Here is a 16,691-nt window from a genome sequence, read left to right as displayed (position 1 = left end):
GGGCACCCGCCGTCGTACGCCCGCCTGCTAGACCTCTTCTACGGAACTGGGCTCTGCACGAGACAGATCGATGCCCAGTTCTTCCGCAGCCGTGAAGACTGCGTCATCAGAGTCACGCATTTCAATTGTGGTTCCGTCCGTGGAAAGTACTTCCACGTTCAGGCACAGCGACTGCATTTCCTTGATCAAGACCTTGAAGGACTCAGGAACGCCCGGCTCGGGGATGTTCTCGCCCTTGACGATTGCTTCGTAGACCTTCACACGACCGTGGATGTCATCGGACTTGATCGTGAGGAGTTCCTGGAGCGTGTAGGCGGCGCCGTAAGCTTCGAGCGCCCACACTTCCATTTCACCGAAGCGCTGGCCACCGAACTGTGCCTTACCACCCAGCGGCTGCTGCGTGATCATGGAGTACGGGCCGGTGGAGCGGGCGTGGATCTTGTCGTCCACCAGGTGGTGGAGCTTCAGGATGTACATGTAGCCGACCGAGATCGGATCCGGGAACGGCTCGCCGGAGCGGCCGTCGAACAGGCGGGTCTTGCCTGAGGAGTTGATCAGGCGCTCACCGTCGCGGGTCACGTTGGTGGAGTCCAGCAGGCCCGTGATTTCCTCTTCGCGGGCACCGTCGAACACCGGCGTGGCAACAGTGGTCTGGCCACTCTCGCGCGGCAGGTTCGGCAGCTGCTTGACCCACTCGGGCTCGCCTTCGATCTTCCAACCGGTCTTGGCAACCCAGCCGAGGTGCGTCTCGAGCACCTGGCCGACGTTCATACGGCCCGGGACACCCAGCGGGTTCAGGACGATATCAACGGGGGTGCCGTCGGCAAGGAAGGGCATGTCCTCAACGGGGAGGATCTTGGAGATAACACCCTTGTTGCCGTGGCGGCCGGCGAGCTTGTCGCCGTCGGTGATCTTGCGCTTGGCAGCCACGTAGACGCGGACCAGCTGGTTGACGCCCGGGGGCAGCTCGTCGTCGTTGTCGCGGTCGAAGACGCGCACGCCGATGACGGTGCCGGACTCGCCGTGGGGCACCTTCAGAGAGGTGTCGCGCACTTCGCGGGACTTCTCACCGAAGATCGCGCGCAGCAGGCGCTCTTCCGGGGTCAGTTCGGTTTCACCCTTCGGGGTGACCTTTCCGACCAGGATGTCGCCTGCTTCAACCTCGGCACCGATGTGGATGATGCCGCGCTCGTCCAGGCCGGCCAGGACTTCCTCCGACACGTTGGGGATGTCACGGGTGATTTCCTCGGCACCAAGCTTGGTGTCGCGGGCATCGATCTCGTGCTCCTCGATGTGGATGGAGGAAAGGACGTCCTCGGCAACGATGCGCTGCGAGAGGATGATGGCGTCCTCGAAGTTGTGGCCTTCCCATGACATGAATGCCACGAGCAGGTTCTTGCCGAGTGCGAGTTCACCCTGGTCCGTTGCCGGGCCGTCGGCGATGATGCCGCCGACTTCCAGGCGCTGGCCTTCGTTCACCAGGACGCGGTGGTTGTAGCAGTTGCCCTGGTTGGAGCGGGCGAACTTGTTGATGCGGTAGTTGGTCTCGGTGCCGTCGTCGTTGAGCATGATGACGAGCTCGGCGGAAACCTCGGTGACCACACCGGCCTTCTTGGCGATGACAACGTCACCGGCGTCGACGGCTGCGGCGCGCTCCATGCCGGTGCCCACGAAGGGGGCCTCGGAACGGACCAGCGGCACGGCCTGGCGCTGCATGTTGGCACCCATGAGTGCGCGGTTGGCGTCGTCGTGCTCGAGGAACGGGATCAGGGCGGTAGCCACGGACACCATCTGGCGCGGGGAAACGTCCATGAACTCGACGTCCTCGGCGGGAACGAGCACAGGCTCGCCTCCACCACCACGGGCACGGACCAGGACGGTCTCTTCGGCAAACTTCTTGTTCTCGTCCAGCGGCGCGTTGGCCTGGGCGATGAGCACCTCAGCCTCGTCGTCGGCCGTCAGGTACTGGACGTCGTCGGACACGACGCCGTTCTTGACCAGGCGGTACGGGGTCTCGATGAAACCGAACGGGTTGATGCGTCCGTAGGATGCCAGCGAACCGATCAGGCCAATGTTCGGGCCTTCAGGGGTTTCGATGGGGCACATGCGTCCGTAGTGGGACGGGTGCACGTCACGGACTTCCATGCCGGCGCGGTCACGGGACAGACCACCGGGGCCAAGGGCCGACAGGCGGCGCTTGTGGGTCAGACCCGAGAGCGGGTTGTTCTGGTCCATGAACTGCGACAGCTGGGAGGTTCCGAAGAACTCCTTGATGGCTGCAACCACGGGGCGGATGTTGATCAGGGTCTGCGGCGTAATGGCCTCGACGTCCTGGGTGGTCATACGCTCGCGGACAACGCGCTCCATGCGGGACAGGCCGGTGCGGACCTGGTTCTCGATGAGCTCGCCGACGGCGCGGATGCGGCGGTTGCCGAAGTGGTCGATGTCGTCGATTTCGACGCGCAGGTCCACTTCCTGGCCATCGCGGGTGCCCTTGATGGTCTTCTCGCCGGCGTGCAGCGCGACGAGGAACTTGATCATGGCGACGATGTCTTCAACGTGCAGGACAGAGGCTTCCTTGTCGCCAAGGGAGCGGTCGATGCCCAGCTTGCGGTTGATCTTGTAACGGCCAACCTTGGCCAGATCGTAGCGCTTGGAGTTGAAGTACAGGTTGTCCAGCAGGGACTGGGCAGCCTCGACGGTGGGCGGCTCGCCCGGGCGCAGCTTCCGGTAGATGTCCAGCAACGCGTCTTCGCGGGTCTCGGTGGCGTCCTTCTCCAGGGTGGCTCGCATGGAGTCGTACTGGCCGAACTCTTCGAGGATCTGGCCTTCGGTCCAGCCGAGGGCCTTCAGCAGAACGGTAACGGACTGCTTGCGCTTGCGGTCAAGGCGGACGCCGACCTGGTCGCGCTTGTCGATCTCGAGCTCGAACCATGCACCGCGGGACGGGATGATCTTTGCGGTGAAGATGTCCTTGTCGCTGGTCTTGTCAGCGGCGCGCTCGAAGTAGGCGCCCGGCGAACGGACCAGCTGGGAGACGACGACACGCTCGGTGCCGTTGACCACGAAGGTGCCCTTCTCGGTCATCAGCGGGAAGTCGCCCATGAACACGGTCTGCTGCTTGATTTCGCCCGTGTTGTTGTTCATGAACTCGGCCTTGACGTACAGCGGAGCGGAGTACGTAGCGTCCCGGTCCTTGCACTCGGCCATGGTGTACTTGGGGTCAGCGAACTCCGGATCGGAGAAGCTCAGGGACATGGTGCCCTGGAAGTCCTCGATCGGGGAGATCTCTTCGAAGATGTCCGACAGGCCGGACGTGGTGGCGACGCTGAGATCGTTTTCTTCGACAGCCTTTGCGACGCGTGCCTGCCAGCGCTCGTTGCCGACCAGCCAGTCAAAGCTGTCCGTCTGCAGGGCAAGCAGATTCGGAACGTCAAGAGGTTCGTGAATCTTTGCGAATGAGAGCCGGCGAGTGGCACCATCAGTGCTGTCGGCGGTGTTAGCGGTTTCGTTATTAGAGGTGCTCGAGGCGACCAAGAGGGATCCTTCCACAGACCTTCAGGCGTTTTCAGATCTCCCCCGCTGTGCACCCTGCAGAATGACTCCGCAGTGCTACCATCCGGTTCCGCTATATGACCCGGGGCCGGTGCTGACTATGCTGTGACGTTGTTGACGGCACGTTGATTGTCAGCTGCCAGGCAAAGCCCACCGCTATATGAAGGCTGAAGGTAAACAGGGAAGACGCAAATATCTACGATACGGCAAAATAACCTACGTGTCTACCCCACATCCGGCCGGATTGCAAGCACCACTTTCCTTGCCGGTTAGAGCCGCAGGGTGACTCCCGCGGCGGTGCAGGTTCCGGAGTTGGCGAAGACGGCGTCACGGACCAGGTCCTTGGACGCCTGGTCCACAGGCTCGCCGGTTTCCACTTCGCTCGAGTAGTCCAGGGCGAGGACGCCGATGGACGCGAACAGGCCCGACAGGTTCCCGGAGACGGTGTCCTCGGCATCCGCAGCGTCCCGGTAAACGTCCTCGAAGGCGTTGGCGTCGTTCCCGGCCGCCTGCAGGTCTGCGTAGAGCGATTTGAACAACTCACATGCCGCCTTGGCGCCGCTCGCTTGGGCCCCGGCTGCTGCGTCGGACGTGCCCGACGACGGCACCTGGGGGGCTGCCGAAGTGGTCGTTCCAGGGGCGGAAGATGAAGTGCTGCCGCCCGGCGCAGGCGCGGCTGTGGAGCATGCCGCCAGTCCGGCAAGACTTGCCACCGCCGCCGCGGCGAGGATCCTCTTCACGATACTGCTTCCCGTTCGCTGTTTTCGGAGCGCGTTCCGCTGCGCAGTTGCCTCCGCCGCCCACCCTACGCACGCCGCCGCCGTCGTGCATCCCGCTGCGATGGGGACCTCTCCCCCTTGCAGGAAGCCCGCGCACGGAATGCACATCGCGGTTCCGGCGTTTGAATAGATAGGTGACGAGGGTCACGATAGCCTTTAGTGGCGCACAACGGATCAGAGCGGAAGAGATAACCATGGGCAACTCCCCTGACAACAGTGACGTTGTCATCCTCGCGGCAGCACGCACTCCGCAGGGAAAAATCAACGGGCAGCTGGCAAGCTTTACGGCGGTGGACCTCGGCGCCCACGCGATGAAGGCCGCCCTGGATGCCAGCGGCGTGGACGTCGGCGACGTGGAGGCGGTGATCATGGGCCAGGTCCTGCAGGCGGGCGCGGGCCAGAACCCTGCCCGGCAAAGCTCCATTGGCGCCGGAATCGGATGGAACGTCCCGGCCGTGACCGTCAACAAGGTGTGCCTCTCGGGTCTGACTGCGGTCATCGACGCGGCCCGGATGATCCGCGGCGGTGAGGCCTCGGTGGTGGTGGCCGGCGGGCAGGAGTCGATGACCAGGGCGCCGCACCTGCTGCCCGGGTCCCGGCAGGGCTGGACGTATGGATCTATCCAGGCGCTGGACGCCGCGGCCCATGACGGTTTGACGGACGCGTTCGACGGCCAGTCGATGGGCCTCTCCACGGAAACCCGCAACCTCACCCTGGGGATTGACCGCACGTCGCAGGACTACGTTGCCGCCCAGTCGCACCAGCGCGCTGCCCTCGCGGCCAAGAATGGAACGTTCGACGACGAGATCGTCCCCATCAGCGTGAAGCAGCGCAAGGGCGACCCCCTTATCGTGGCAACGGACGAGGGCATCCGGCCCAACGCCTCCGTTGAGTCGCTGGCCGGCCTGCGGGCAGCCTTCGTCACGGACGGCACCATCACGGCGGGCAACTCCTCGCCCCTGTCCGACGGCGCCGCCGCCCTGGTGCTGGCATCCCGCGGTTACGCGGAGGCACACGGCCTGGAGTACCTGGCCGTGGTGGGCAAGCCCGGACAGGTTGCAGGTCCGGACAACTCACTGCACTCCCAGCCCTCGGCCGCCATTTTCAAGGCCCTCGACCGGGCAGGCTGGACCCCCTCGGACCTCGACTTCATCGAGATCAACGAAGCGTTCGGCTCCGTTGCCGTGCAGTCGCTGAAGGACCTGGAGTACCCGCTGGAAAAGTGCAATATCCATGGCGGGGCCATCGCCCTGGGCCATCCGATCGGCGCCTCCGGGGCACGCCTGGCAGTTCATGCAGCGCATGAACTCAAGCGCCGTGGGTCGGGCAAGGCCGCAGTGTCCCTGTGCGGGGGCGGCGGGCAGGGCGAAGCGCTCCTGCTGTACCGCGACTGATGGCGGGCGTACCCGCAAACGGAACGAACGGCGTCGGACGGGAGCGGTTCCTGGCCGACGCCGCGGCCCGCGGCCTGCAGGTGGAGGTAGTGGAACGCCCTGCCGCAAAGAGCCTTGAGGAGGCGGCCGGGATCCTGGGCATCAGCCCCGGGGACATCGTCAAGTCCCTGGTGGTCAAGCACAAGGACGGCTCGTTCCTGTTCGCCCTCATCCCGGGCGACCGCCAGATCTCGTGGCCGAAGCTGCGGACCCTCGTGGGCGTGAACAAACTGTCACTGCCACCGGCTGACGTGGCGCTCGAGGCCACCGGATACGAACGCGGCACTATCACACCGCTGGGCAGCACCAAACCCTGGCCGGTCTACGCGGACGCCACCATTACCGGCCGACGTATCTCGATGGGCGCGGGAGCCCACGGCTACAGCGCCTTCGTTGACGCCGACGCCCTGACCACAGCACTGGAAGCTGTGGTTGCCGACATCTCCGAGCCCTCCTAGACGCCCCGGGGAAGGCCGGCCCAACTGGGTAGCGCTAAGTGTCGTTTTCAACCGTCATAACGGCAGTTGGCGCTACCCAGTTGGGTTAAAGCAGAAAACCCCGCCCACCGGAGTGGACGGGGTTTTCCAGGAAAACGCTGTTACTTGAGGGTAACGGTAGCGCCGGCAGCCTCGAGCTGCTCCTTGGCCTTCTCGGCAGCTTCCTTGTTGGCGCCTTCGAGAACAGCCTTGGGTGCGCTGTCAACCAGGTCCTTGGCTTCCTTGAGGCCGAGGGAGGTGATGGCGCGAACTTCCTTGATCACTGCGATCTTCTTGTCGCCGGCAGATTCGAGGACGACGTCGAAGTCGGTCTTCTCTTCGGCCTCTTCAGCAGCTGCGCCACCGGCGGGGCCGGCAACTGCAACAGCAGCAGCGGTAACTTCGAAGGTCTCTTCGAAGAGCTTGACGAACTCGGAGAGCTCGATGATGGTCAGTTCCTTGAAAGCTTCAATGAGCTCTTCGTTGCTGAGCTTCGCCATGGTAGGCGTCCTTCCTGTTGTGGTGTTCGGCGGCACGGGGCCGGGCCTTACACCGGAGTCTTGTGGGGTAAAGAGAAATTAGTTCTCTTCGGCTGCGGGAGCTTCGGCCGGGGCTTCAGCTTCGGCAGCGGGAGCTTCTTCAGCGGCGGGTGCTTCGGCAGCTGCCGGTGCACCGTTCTCTTCTTCAAGCTTGAGGCGCAGTGCGTCAATGATGCGTGCAGCTGCGGCGGCGGGTGCCTTGAGGACCCCTGCAACCTTGGCGAGCTGCAGCTCGCGGGACTCGAGTGCTGCCAGTTCGGCAACTTCGCTGGCGTTCAGTGCCTTGCCCTCGAAGTAACCGGTCTTGATAACCAGCTGCTTGTTGGTCTTGGCAAAATCCGTCAGGCTCTTGGCAGCGGCAACTGCGTCACCCTTGATGAACGCGATTGCAGTGGGGCCGGCAAGCTGGCCGTCGAATGCTTCGACGCCGGCTTCCTTGGCTGCAATGGCGGTCAGGGTGTTCTTGACGACCGCGAACTTGGTGTCCTGGCCGAGAGAAACACGCAGCTGCTTGAGCTGTGCAACGGTGAGCCCGCGGTATTCGGTCAGGACAGCGGCGTTCGATTCCTTGAAATCGTTAGTGATCTCAGCTACTGCTGAAACCTTGGTAGGCGTTGCCATAACCCTCCTTCCGGGGATAGTGCCGGTATTCGACGGTCCCCGCTCAGGTGAGCTAAAACTAAAAACGCCCCGCGCAGATGCACGGGGCTTGGCTCAACACGGTAATCCGTGGAGCGTTGCTTCGTTCACCTGCGCCGGCCGCCCTATGTCAGGGTCCTTCGTCCGGAAAGCCACTGGATCTTCCGCGCACAACTGCAGAGTTGAGCTATGTTCAGGAGAGTGGATTTCCAACAACCGACGGTCTTTGGTCATCCCAGTCTACGGGAGGACGCACTGCACCACCAAATCGGGGCTCAGCTGGTCCTGGTGTGCAGCTGCGGAAGCTCCTTTTGCCAGATCCCGGTCACACCGGCTGTGTGGAATCCCAGCTGCTGGTTGACGGTGAGCAGGTAGCGGTTTTCCGGGGCGTTCCACGTGTAGATCACGCGGGCATCCGGGAACTGTTCGGTCAGCCGCTCCATGTTGGCCACCTTGATCAGCAGCCCCAGTTTGTTGCCCCGGTGCTCCTGCAGCACAATCGTGTCGTCCTGGAAGACAACGTCGGCGCGGTGCGCCAGGACCGTGATGGTGGTCAGTCCCACGAGCGAACCTGTGGCGAGGTGCTCGACGGCGGTGACCACCGTCCGCCTGCCCTGCGCAATGGCTACTTCCTCGGCCTCGCGGAGGATGCCGCCGTCGAACACCATGTCCTGTTCCACCGGCACGTCGAGGGACGGGTCCACGTCCGCCCCTGCCTGGTTTTCCAGGGTGGCGACGGCTTCCAGCCATTGGTCCGGGCAGCGGTCCGTCCAGTGGTGGAGCCGGTACCGGCCGTTGTTGGCCTCGTCCGCCTCGGCCTGGAGGTCCGCCACGAGCTTGGTGTCCAGCGGCAGGGAGCAGGAGCTGAACTGCTCAATGTGCTGGAGCGTGTACCCGGTCTTTTGCGCGAACTCGACTTCGCGGCTCTCCAGCGGGACGAAGCCCTGCCCCGATCCCGGCACGAGCTGCGCCTGTTCGAACTCGTGGAGGGAAGCGCCGGGGTGGTTCGTGTCCACCAGGATCATGGTGCGCCCTTCAGCGCGGGCGAGGTGTTCTGCAGCTTCGAGCAGGCGCCGGCCAACACCCTGGCGCTGATACTCAGGAAGGATGTCGAGGGTGAATTCGGCGAGGTCCAGGTGGTCCGTAAGGGGCAGTGCGATGTCCACGGTGCCCACGATTTCGCCGTCCACTTTGGCAACGAGGATCAGCTGCCTCTCGTAGGGGTCCTCAAACTCGAGGAGCTTTTCAAGCGGGCCGTAGGCGAGGTCGTCACTCCCCCACGTCTGCATCCTCACCTTGCGGCCCACCTCGACGGCGGCGAGGAAGTCCGTTGCGTCCGGCGCGTCCACTGAGTCGGGAATCCATAGCTGCTCGATCTTCACGTCTTTTGCCATTGGGGGCATCATCCCAGCCGTTTCTGCCACTCACCTTCAAGGCCTGCGGGCTTGAATCCAAGCGCGATATTTATCGCCAGCATATGCTGGTTTTCGCTGGCGTTCCACGTCAGGACCGCGCGCGCCGAGGGCCATCTGGCCTGGGCACGGCGCAGGTTGGCGATCTTGATCAGCAGGCCGAGCCGGTGGCCGCGGTGTTCCCCCGACACCAAGGTGTCCTGCTGCGCGATGGACGCCGGAACCCCCGGCCGCCAGTTCAGGACCGTGTAGGCAACCAGTTCCCCCGTGCTGCGGTACAGGGCTGCAGCCACCGCCGACTGCACGCCGCTGCGGGCAAACGTGCGCTCTTCCTCCCGGACGCGGGCTGCATCCCAATCTTCGCGCTCCCAGTCGAGTCCTGCGGTGGGGACATCCACGCTCATCCGCGCCTTCAGATCCGCGTACGTGTGGACCAGATCCTCGGGGCAGCGGTCGTCCCAGCCGGTGACGGCGTAATCCACGGCCAAGGCGGAGGCCTCGGCTTCGAGCCCGGCCAACAGGTCCGCAGGGACGGGCAGGGCCAGCCGGCTTGACCGCTCCACCTGCTCCAACTGATACCCGGCGGCGGAGGCAAAAGCGGTGGCCAGGTCATTCAGCGGCAGTTCCCCGGCGCCGGACCTGGCCGGAACCATATCGGAGCCAGCCCGTACCAGCTCCAACGGCACCTCGTGATACGCATCCAGTGACGTGCGCCCCCGTTCCACCGCCCTGCCCTCCGCATAGTCCAGAAGAGCCCTGCCAAGGCCCTGCCGCCGGTATGCGGGGTCAACCAGGACATCGATTCCGGCAGTGGACGTGTTCTCCCGCAGGGGAAGGGTCACCGAGCACAGTCCCGCGGGCATCCCGCCAACGCGGGCCAGGTACAAGTGCCGCTCCTCGTACTCGTTGCCCCGCCAGAACTCCAGAGCCTCCTGCAGGGTGGGACACCGGTCCAGGTTTCCCCAGAGCGACAGTTCGTGTGCCACCCGCATGGAATGGCATATAGCGAAGTCGGAGGAAGGCGCGACGGCGGCCGGCTGGGTGTCATTGCCGGGCTCCGGGATCTGCACAGCGGCGATGTCCAGCACGGCGGACGCAGGAGGACCTTCTGGGGCGGGGGGCTCCGGTTCGGCCATTGCCCCAGCTTAGGCAGAAGGGGAAGACAAGTTAAGCAAAAACCGCCCGGCGCAGGCGCCGGGCGGTTTTTGTAATTCCGGACGGATCCGGAAGAGGAACTTCGAGGACTTACGCCTCGGTCAGAACCTTGGTGACGTTGGGATCAACGGAGATGCCGGGACCAAAGGTGGTGGCAACCGTGGCCTTCTGGATGTAGCGGCCCTTGGAAGCGGAAGGCTTCAGGCGAAGCACCTCTTCCAGTGCTGCGGCGTAGTTCTCGGCCAGCTTGACGGCGTCGAACGAAACCTTGCCGATGATGAAGTGCAGGTTGGAGTGCTTGTCGACGCGGAAGTCGATCTTTCCACCCTTGATGTCGTTGACGGCCTTGGTGACGTCGGGGGTCACGGTGCCCGTCTTCGGGTTCGGCATCAGGTTACGGGGACCCAGGACCTTACCGAGGCGGCCAACCTTGCCCATGAGGTCAGGGGTGGCAACGGCGGCGTCGAAGTCGGTCCAGCCGCCGGCGATCTTTTCGATCAGGTCATCGGAACCAACGAAGTCGGCGCCGGCAGCGATTGCTGCTTCAGCCCTGTCACCCGTGGCGAAAACCAGGACGCGGGCAGTCTTACCGGTGCCGTGGGGCAGGTTGACCGTGCCGCGGACCATCTGGTCAGCCTTACGGGGATCGACGCCGAGGCGGAATGCAACCTCAACGGTGGCGTCGAACTTGGACGGGTTGGTGTCCTTGGCGAGCGTTACTGCCTCGAACGGCGCGTAGAACTTCTCCGCGTCGATCTTGGCGGCTGCTGCCTCATATGCTTTGCTGCGCTTTGCCATGCTGCTTATTTCTCCTTGTGCAGTTGTGGTCTGCGGACCGCGCTGGGCCCTGCCACAGTCGGTGGTCCGGTTCGTTATCCGGCCCGGATGCCCGACATTTCAATGTTTCGATGGCGCCGGTTTCCCGGCGGTGCCGCCCGTCGTCGTCAATTGCCCGACGCCCGGAAGGCTGCGGGGGTTACTAGCCCTCGACCGTGATGCCCATGGAGCGGGCGGTGCCGGCGATGATCTTCGCTGCGCCTTCGAGGCTGGTGGCGTTGAGGTCTTCCATCTTGGTGGAGGCGATCTCGTTGACCTGGGCCTGGGTCAGCTTGGCAACCTTGACGGTGTGCGGGGTAGCCGAACCCTTGGCAACGCCTGCAGCCTTCTTGATGAGCTCTGCAGCCGGCGGGGTCTTGGTGATGAACGTGAAGGAACGGTCCTCGTAGACCGTGATTTCCACGGGGATGACGTTTCCGCGCTGGGCTTCCGTCGCAGCGTTGTACGCCTTGCAGAATTCCATGATGTTGACACCGTGCTGGCCAAGCGCAGGACCGATCGGCGGAGCCGGGTTAGCGGCACCTGCCTGGATCTGCAGCTTGATGAGGCCGGTGACCTTCTTCTTGGGAGCCAATGTAGGGTCCTTCTCTCAATAACGTCCTGGGACACAGGAGCGTGCCTCAGGTTTTTGGCCGCCATGGCGAGGCGGCCGGCCGTTCCGGTGCTGCTAAGCGGGCAGCGCCGGGACGAATTCTTGGGAAATCAGATCTTGGTGACCTGGTTGAACGCCAGGGTGACCGGCGTTTCGCGCTCGAAGATGGAAACCAGGACCACGAGGGTCTGGGATTCAACCTTGATCTCGGAGATGGTGGCGGGAAGGGTCTCGAAGGGACCTTCCTTGACGATGACGGACTCGCCAACTTCGAAGTCCACGTCCACGGGGGCCTGGTTCTGCTTGTTGACCGGCTTGCCCTTCTCGGCCTGCTCTTCTTCGAAGACTGGAGCCAGCATGGAGAAGACCTCGTCCAGGCGCAGCGGCACGGGGTTGTGGGCGTTGCCCACGAAGCCAGTGACGCCGGGGGTGTGGCGGACAGCACCCCAGGAAGCGTCGGTCAGGTCCATGCGGACCAGGACGTAGCCGGGAATGCGGACGCGGTTGATGACCTTGCGCTGGGCGTTCTTGATCTCAACGACCTCTTCCATGGGCACCTGGATTTCGAAGATGTAATCTTCCATGTCCAGGGTCTGGATGCGGGTTTCCAGGTTGGCCTTCACGCGGTTCTCGTAGCCGGCGTAGGAGTGGATGACGTACCAGTCACCCTCCTGGCGGCGCAGCTTGGCCTTGAATTCCTCAGCTGGGTCCGCGGCCGCGGTGGCGGCTGCAGCGGCGAGGGCGTCCGTGGACTCGCCGGAAGCGGCGTCCCCTTCCGCCTCGGCAGCGTCGTCGAAGTCGGCGTCGTCAGAGTCGGCGTCGTCGGATTCGGGCGCGGAGGACTCAACCTCAGACTCGTCACCGGCTTCTGCCGTGATGTCCGCGGACTCTTCCAGCTCAGTCTCGGTTACCTCGAGCTCCTGCTCAGACACTTGGTCTCCTGCTTCCTCATTGCCTAACATGCCTATTTAAATGGCGCAATTCCGCACGCCACTGTTCCCTCCGGTTTTCCCGGATGGAACACGCAGCCTGCGGACCCTGCAGCCTTAGCTGTCCGTGGAGCCGGTCCCGCCGAAGATCCAGCTGACAGCGGTTCCAAAACCGATGTCCAGCAGGCTGACGATGACCATCATGATGGCCACGAACACCAGCACCACGAGCGTGTAATTGATCAGTTCCTTGCGGGTTGGTGCAACAACCTTCTTCAGTTCGCCGATGATCTGGCGGATAAAGAGTGCAATGCGGGCGAAGAAGTTTGCCTTGGCGTCCTTCTTAGCTGGCCGGCCCTTGGAGCTGCTGGCAGCTGTTTCGGTCACCTGGTCCTCGCTCATCTTTGCAATGTTGGATTACCCGGCCCTGATCAGAACCATGGTTGCTGCGCTTGCCCCGGATTTTCGCCCGGGGCAGCTTGCGCAGGGCAGACAGGACTCGAACCTGCAACCTGCGGTTTTGGAGACCGCTGCGCTACCAATTGCGCCACTACCCTATGGAGTGAATGTCACTCTCCGACGACGAACAGCCAGCTTGCACTGGGGCGCACGTCATCATCCGTGTTTTCAACACCGGTGAACCAGTCTACGCAAGAACTGCGCGTTCGTAAAACGAGACTGTTCCGGCCCTTCCGCGAGCCTGTTTGAGCCGCCCTGCAAGGCAGTCACATTTCAAAACCGGCAACCCGGAGGGTCCGGTGAACAGCATAGAGTAGAACTCGTCGAATCCCACATTCCAGCCTCCTGGCTGCAAGCGAAGAACGGACCTGCCATGTCTGCCGCCCGCGTTTCCCAACGCATATCCGCTATTGCCGAATCCGCCACCCTTGCCGTTGACGCCAAGGCGAAGGCGCTGAAGGCAGCTGGCCGGCCGGTTATTGGGTTCGGGGCGGGCGAGCCCGACTTCCCCACCCCGGACTACATCGTGCAGGCAGCCATCGGCGCCGCCACCCAGCCGAAGTACCACCGTTACTCCCCCGCCGGCGGGCTCCCCGAGCTGAAGAAGGCCATCGCGGAGAAGACGCTGCGGGACTCGGGCTACGCCGTCGACCCTTCCCAGGTGCTGGTCACCAACGGCGGCAAGCAGGCCGTCTACAACACCTTCGCCACCCTGGTGGACCCGGGCGACGAAGTCATCGTCCCCACCCCTTTCTGGACCACGTACCCGGAGGCCATCCGGCTCGCCGGCGGCGTGCCCGTCGAGGTGTTCGCCGGCCCGGAGCAGGACTACCTGGTGACCGTGGAGCAGCTTGAAGCAGCCGTCACGGACCGGACCAAGATCCTGCTCTTCGTCTCGCCGTCGAACCCCACCGGCTCTGTCTACTCCCCCGAGCAGGTGGCGGAAATCGGCAAGTGGGCGGCGGCAAAGGGCCTCTGGGTGGTCACGGACGAGATCTACGAGCACCTGACGTACGACGGTGTTCCCTTCACCTCGATCGCCACCGCCGCCCCTGAGCTGGGCGACAAGGTGGTCATCCTCAACGGCGTCGCCAAGACGTACGCGATGACCGGCTGGCGCGTGGGCTGGATGATCGGCCCGGCCGACGTCATCAAGGCCGCCACCAACCTGCAGTCTCACGCCACGTCCAACGTGTCCAACATCCCGCAGATCGCGGCCCTCGCCGCCGTGTCCGGGCCGCTGACCGCCGTCGACGAAATGAAGGTGGCCTTCGACCGCCGCCGCAAGGCCATCGTTGCCGGCCTGAACGCCATCGAAGGCGTGGAATGCCCGACGCCGAAGGGCGCCTTCTACGTCTACGCGGACGTCCGGGGGCTCCTGGGCAAGGAATTCCCGACGGCGGCTGGTACGGCCAACCCTCAGACGTCGGCCGAGCTTGCGGCGCTGATCCTGGACGAGGTTGAGGTGGCAGTTGTTCCCGGCGAGGCGTTCGGCCCGTCCGGTTACCTGCGCCTGTCCTACGCACTGGGTGACGAGGACCTCGCCACCGGCGTGCAGCGCCTGCAGGACTTCCTGGGCAAGGCCCAGTAGGACGCTCTCTCACCTTTCGCAGGTAAAACCCAAACGCTCTATCCCTCTCCTCAGGAGAGTGATAGAGCGTTTTGGTTTAAGGCGCCAAAGGTGATGGAGCGTTTGGGTTTAAGGCGCAGGAGGTGATGGGGCGTTTGGGTTTTATGCGCAGGAGGTGAGAGAGCGTCCTAGAGGAGGCGGCGTTCGGCGGCCCACTTGGTGAGTTCGTGCCGGCTGGAGAGCTGCAGCTTCCGCAGCACGGCGGAGACGTGGGTCTCCACGGTCTTGATGCTGATGAACAGTTCCTTGGCCACTTCCTTGTAGCTGTAGCCGCGGGCGATGAGGCGCATGACCTCCAGTTCCCGGGCCGAGAGCTTGTCCAGTTCGTCGTCCGCGATGTCCGCCGGTGCGGTGCCGAAGGCGTCCAGGACAAACCCGGCGAGCCGGGGCGAGAAGACGGCGTCCCCGCCGGCCACCCGGAACACGGCGTCGGTGATCTCGGCGCCGGAAATGGTCTTGGTGACGTAGCCGCGGGCACCGGCACGGATGACGGCCACAACATCCTCGGCAGCGTCGGAAACGCTGAGGGCAAGGAACCGCGTGGACCCCAGCAGTGGGGCGGATCCCGCGATGACCTCCCGGCCCCCGCCGCCCAGGCCGCCCGGAAGGTGCACATCCAGCAGCACGACGTCGGGGCGCTGCTCGGCGATGACGGCGATGGCCTGCTCCACGGTGGCGGCCTCACCCACCACCTGGATGCTGGCGTCCAGGTCAGCCTTCAGCCCGGATCGGAAAATGGCATGGTCGTCCACAATGACCACGCGGACGGAGTTTGCCGGGCGGCTTACTGCCGCCCCCTGGTTCGCGTTCATGATTTCCCTTCCACGTTGTCCGTCCCCGCCGCCTGCAGCCGCAATCGGACTTCGGTCCCGCTCCCGGTGTTGAGAATGGTGGCCGTGCCGCCGTGCCGTTTCATCCTGCCGATGATCGATTCCCGCACGCCCAGCCGGTCCTCGGGCACATCCGAAAGCTCAAAGCCGGGGCCCCTGTCCTTGATGAAGATTTCCGTCTGCGCGTCCGATGCCTCGAGGTAGACGGAGACGGTTCCACCGCCATGCCGCGATGCGTTGAGCATCGCTTCGCGGCTGGCCTGGACCAGTGCCTCGTGCGCTTCGGTCATGGCGGCATCGCCCACGCTGACCACTTCCACCGCGTTGCCCAGGAGGTCCTCCACCTCTGCGGCCACTGCCTTGATCCTGTCCGAGAGCTGCCCGGCTTCCCGGCCGGGATCCTGGAACAGCCAGCCGCGCAGCTCACGCTCCTGCGCCCGCGCCAGCCGGACGACGTCGTGCTCGTTGCCGGCGCGCCGCTGGATCAGGGCCAGCGTCTGCAGGACGGAATCGTGGAGGTGGGCGGCGATCTCAGCCCGTTCCGTTTCCCGGATCCGGCCGGCGCGCTCGGACTCCAGGTCCCGCCAGAATTTCAGTGCCCACGGAAGGAGGACCAGGACCACGCCGCCCAGGACAGCCACCGAGGCCAACAGGGCAAGCCAGGTCTGCTCCCATGATCCCGATCCGGACACCATCACCAGCACGCCGGCCACCACCAGCGCCAGGCCGGCCGCCAGGCGCGCCCAGCCGCCTGCCTGGTCTGCCTTGGTTTTGTCTACAAGGCCGGCACGGCGGGTTTCATCGAGCTGCATCCAGGCGATGGAGGCGCCGCCCAGGACGGCGGCTGCCGGGATGAGGGTTCCGAGGGGAACGTCCACGCCCAGGAGCTGGGCGATCATGATTCCCGCCACCAGCAGGAGTCCGCTGCCCAGCAGGATCTCTTTGCCGTACCTCATGCTGCGGACCCGGAACCAGGGCGGGGCCGGAGCCTCGGCGGACGCGGCTGGGCCGCCACCGGGTGCGCCGGCGTCCAGCGGCGGTGTTCCTAAGACCGGAGGGGCGCCTGCTGTGCCCGGGAAACCGGCAGTGGCGGCGCCCTTTGTGGGCAGGCCCACGTACCCGCCTGCGGGTGCAGGCGGCTGGGGTCCGGAAGGCGGCGGCTGGCTTACGGCAGGAGCAATGGGCGACGCCGGGCGGCGGGCGCTGCGCCGCGCTGCCTCATCTGCGGTGGGAACCATGATCCACAGCCAGGCATAGAAGACCAGGCCGGCACCACCGGCGAGGGTTGCGAGGGCCATGCCAACCCTGACGTTTTTTACCGGCCAACCCAAATGCACCGCCAGGCCCGAGCACACGCCGGCTATCACGCGGTCGCTGCTGCGGGCCAACGGGGGCCTTGCGGGGACGGTTGTCATGGTTCAATCCA

Annotated in this window: 15 protein-coding genes and 1 tRNA gene; 3 read left to right on the top strand and 13 right to left on the bottom strand. The window is 64.5% G+C overall.

Annotation, left to right across the window (positions count from 1 at the left end):
• Positions 1-27: 27 nt before the first annotated feature.
• On the bottom strand, positions 28-3,537 hold the full coding sequence (gene rpoB, locus B5520_RS08655) for a DNA-directed RNA polymerase subunit beta (RefSeq protein WP_079596667.1): 3,510 nt from the start codon (positions 3,535-3,537) through the stop codon (positions 28-30).
• Positions 3,538-3,824: 287 nt separating this feature from the next.
• Positions 3,825-4,295 carry a hypothetical protein gene (locus B5520_RS08650; RefSeq protein WP_079596666.1) on the bottom strand — a complete coding sequence of 157 codons (471 nt, stop codon included), beginning with the start codon at positions 4,293-4,295 and terminating at the stop codon, positions 3,825-3,827.
• A 233-nt stretch (positions 4,296-4,528) separates the two neighbouring features.
• On the opposite strand from B5520_RS08650, the gene B5520_RS08645 reads away from it, so the two are divergent.
• Together B5520_RS08645 and B5520_RS08640 are read left to right on the top strand one after the other, a co-directional pair.
• The gene (locus tag B5520_RS08645; RefSeq protein WP_079596665.1) at positions 4,529-5,728 is read left to right on the top strand and encodes an acetyl-CoA C-acetyltransferase; all 1,200 of its coding nucleotides are present in this window, start codon (positions 4,529-4,531) and stop codon (positions 5,726-5,728) included.
• Entirely contained in the window at positions 5,728-6,225 is a 498-nt protein-coding gene (locus tag B5520_RS08640) for an aminoacyl-tRNA deacylase (protein WP_079596664.1), read from the top strand. Before B5520_RS08645 ends, B5520_RS08640 begins: the two co-directional genes overlap by 1 nt.
• A gap of 140 nt (positions 6,226-6,365) precedes the next feature.
• Here B5520_RS08640 and rplL read toward each other — a convergent pair whose 3' ends face one another.
• From rplL to B5520_RS08595, 9 genes are all read right to left on the bottom strand, one after another.
• On the bottom strand, positions 6,366-6,743 hold the full coding sequence (gene rplL / locus B5520_RS08635) for a 50S ribosomal protein L7/L12 (RefSeq protein ID WP_079596663.1): 378 nt from the start codon (positions 6,741-6,743) through the stop codon (positions 6,366-6,368).
• A gap of 78 nt (positions 6,744-6,821) precedes the next feature.
• Positions 6,822-7,403, bottom strand: coding sequence for a 50S ribosomal protein L10 (rplJ, locus tag B5520_RS08630; protein ID WP_079596662.1), 582 nt, complete (start codon positions 7,401-7,403; stop codon positions 6,822-6,824).
• A 293-nt stretch (positions 7,404-7,696) separates the two neighbouring features.
• Positions 7,697-8,815 (bottom strand): GNAT family N-acetyltransferase, encoded by a 1,119-nt coding sequence (locus B5520_RS08625; RefSeq protein WP_079596661.1) that lies wholly within the window; start codon positions 8,813-8,815, stop codon positions 7,697-7,699.
• Between the two features lie 8 nt (positions 8,816-8,823).
• A complete protein-coding gene (locus tag B5520_RS08620) occupies positions 8,824-9,969 on the bottom strand; it encodes a GNAT family N-acetyltransferase (RefSeq protein WP_079596660.1) in 1,146 nt (381 codons plus the stop codon).
• Positions 9,970-10,078: 109 nt separating this feature from the next.
• Entirely contained in the window at positions 10,079-10,786 is a 708-nt protein-coding gene (rplA, locus tag B5520_RS08615; RefSeq protein WP_079596659.1) for a 50S ribosomal protein L1, read from the bottom strand.
• A gap of 181 nt (positions 10,787-10,967) precedes the next feature.
• Positions 10,968-11,399 (bottom strand): 50S ribosomal protein L11, encoded by a 432-nt coding sequence (gene rplK / locus B5520_RS08610; RefSeq protein ID WP_003803853.1) that lies wholly within the window; start codon positions 11,397-11,399, stop codon positions 10,968-10,970.
• A gap of 128 nt (positions 11,400-11,527) precedes the next feature.
• Complete coding sequence (gene nusG / locus B5520_RS08605) at positions 11,528-12,349, bottom strand: transcription termination/antitermination protein NusG (RefSeq protein WP_079596658.1); 822 nt, start codon at positions 12,347-12,349, stop codon at positions 11,528-11,530.
• A 114-nt stretch (positions 12,350-12,463) separates the two neighbouring features.
• A complete protein-coding gene (gene secE / locus B5520_RS08600; protein WP_079596657.1) occupies positions 12,464-12,748 on the bottom strand; it encodes a preprotein translocase subunit SecE in 285 nt (94 codons plus the stop codon).
• Between the two features lie 82 nt (positions 12,749-12,830).
• A tRNA-Trp gene (locus tag B5520_RS08595) sits at positions 12,831-12,903 on the bottom strand.
• A gap of 275 nt (positions 12,904-13,178) precedes the next feature.
• Here B5520_RS08595 and B5520_RS08590 point away from each other — a divergent pair.
• Entirely contained in the window at positions 13,179-14,396 is a 1,218-nt protein-coding gene (locus tag B5520_RS08590; RefSeq protein WP_079596656.1) for a pyridoxal phosphate-dependent aminotransferase, read from the top strand.
• A gap of 167 nt (positions 14,397-14,563) precedes the next feature.
• Here B5520_RS08590 and B5520_RS08585 read toward each other — a convergent pair whose 3' ends face one another.
• A complete protein-coding gene (locus tag B5520_RS08585) occupies positions 14,564-15,247 on the bottom strand; it encodes a LuxR C-terminal-related transcriptional regulator (RefSeq protein ID WP_079596655.1) in 684 nt (227 codons plus the stop codon).
• Positions 15,244-16,680: an ATP-binding protein gene (locus B5520_RS08580; RefSeq protein ID WP_079596654.1), complete on the bottom strand. Its 1,437-nt coding sequence runs from the start codon at positions 16,678-16,680 to the stop codon at positions 15,244-15,246. The genes B5520_RS08585 and B5520_RS08580 overlap by 4 nt, the downstream gene beginning before the upstream one ends.
• Positions 16,681-16,691: the final 11 nt, after the last annotated feature.

It is taken from the genome of Arthrobacter sp. P2b, from assembly GCF_900168295.1.
Taxonomy (GTDB): Bacteria; Actinomycetota; Actinomycetes; order Actinomycetales; family Micrococcaceae; genus Arthrobacter.
This window is presented reverse-complemented; position numbering and strand designations above follow the sequence as displayed.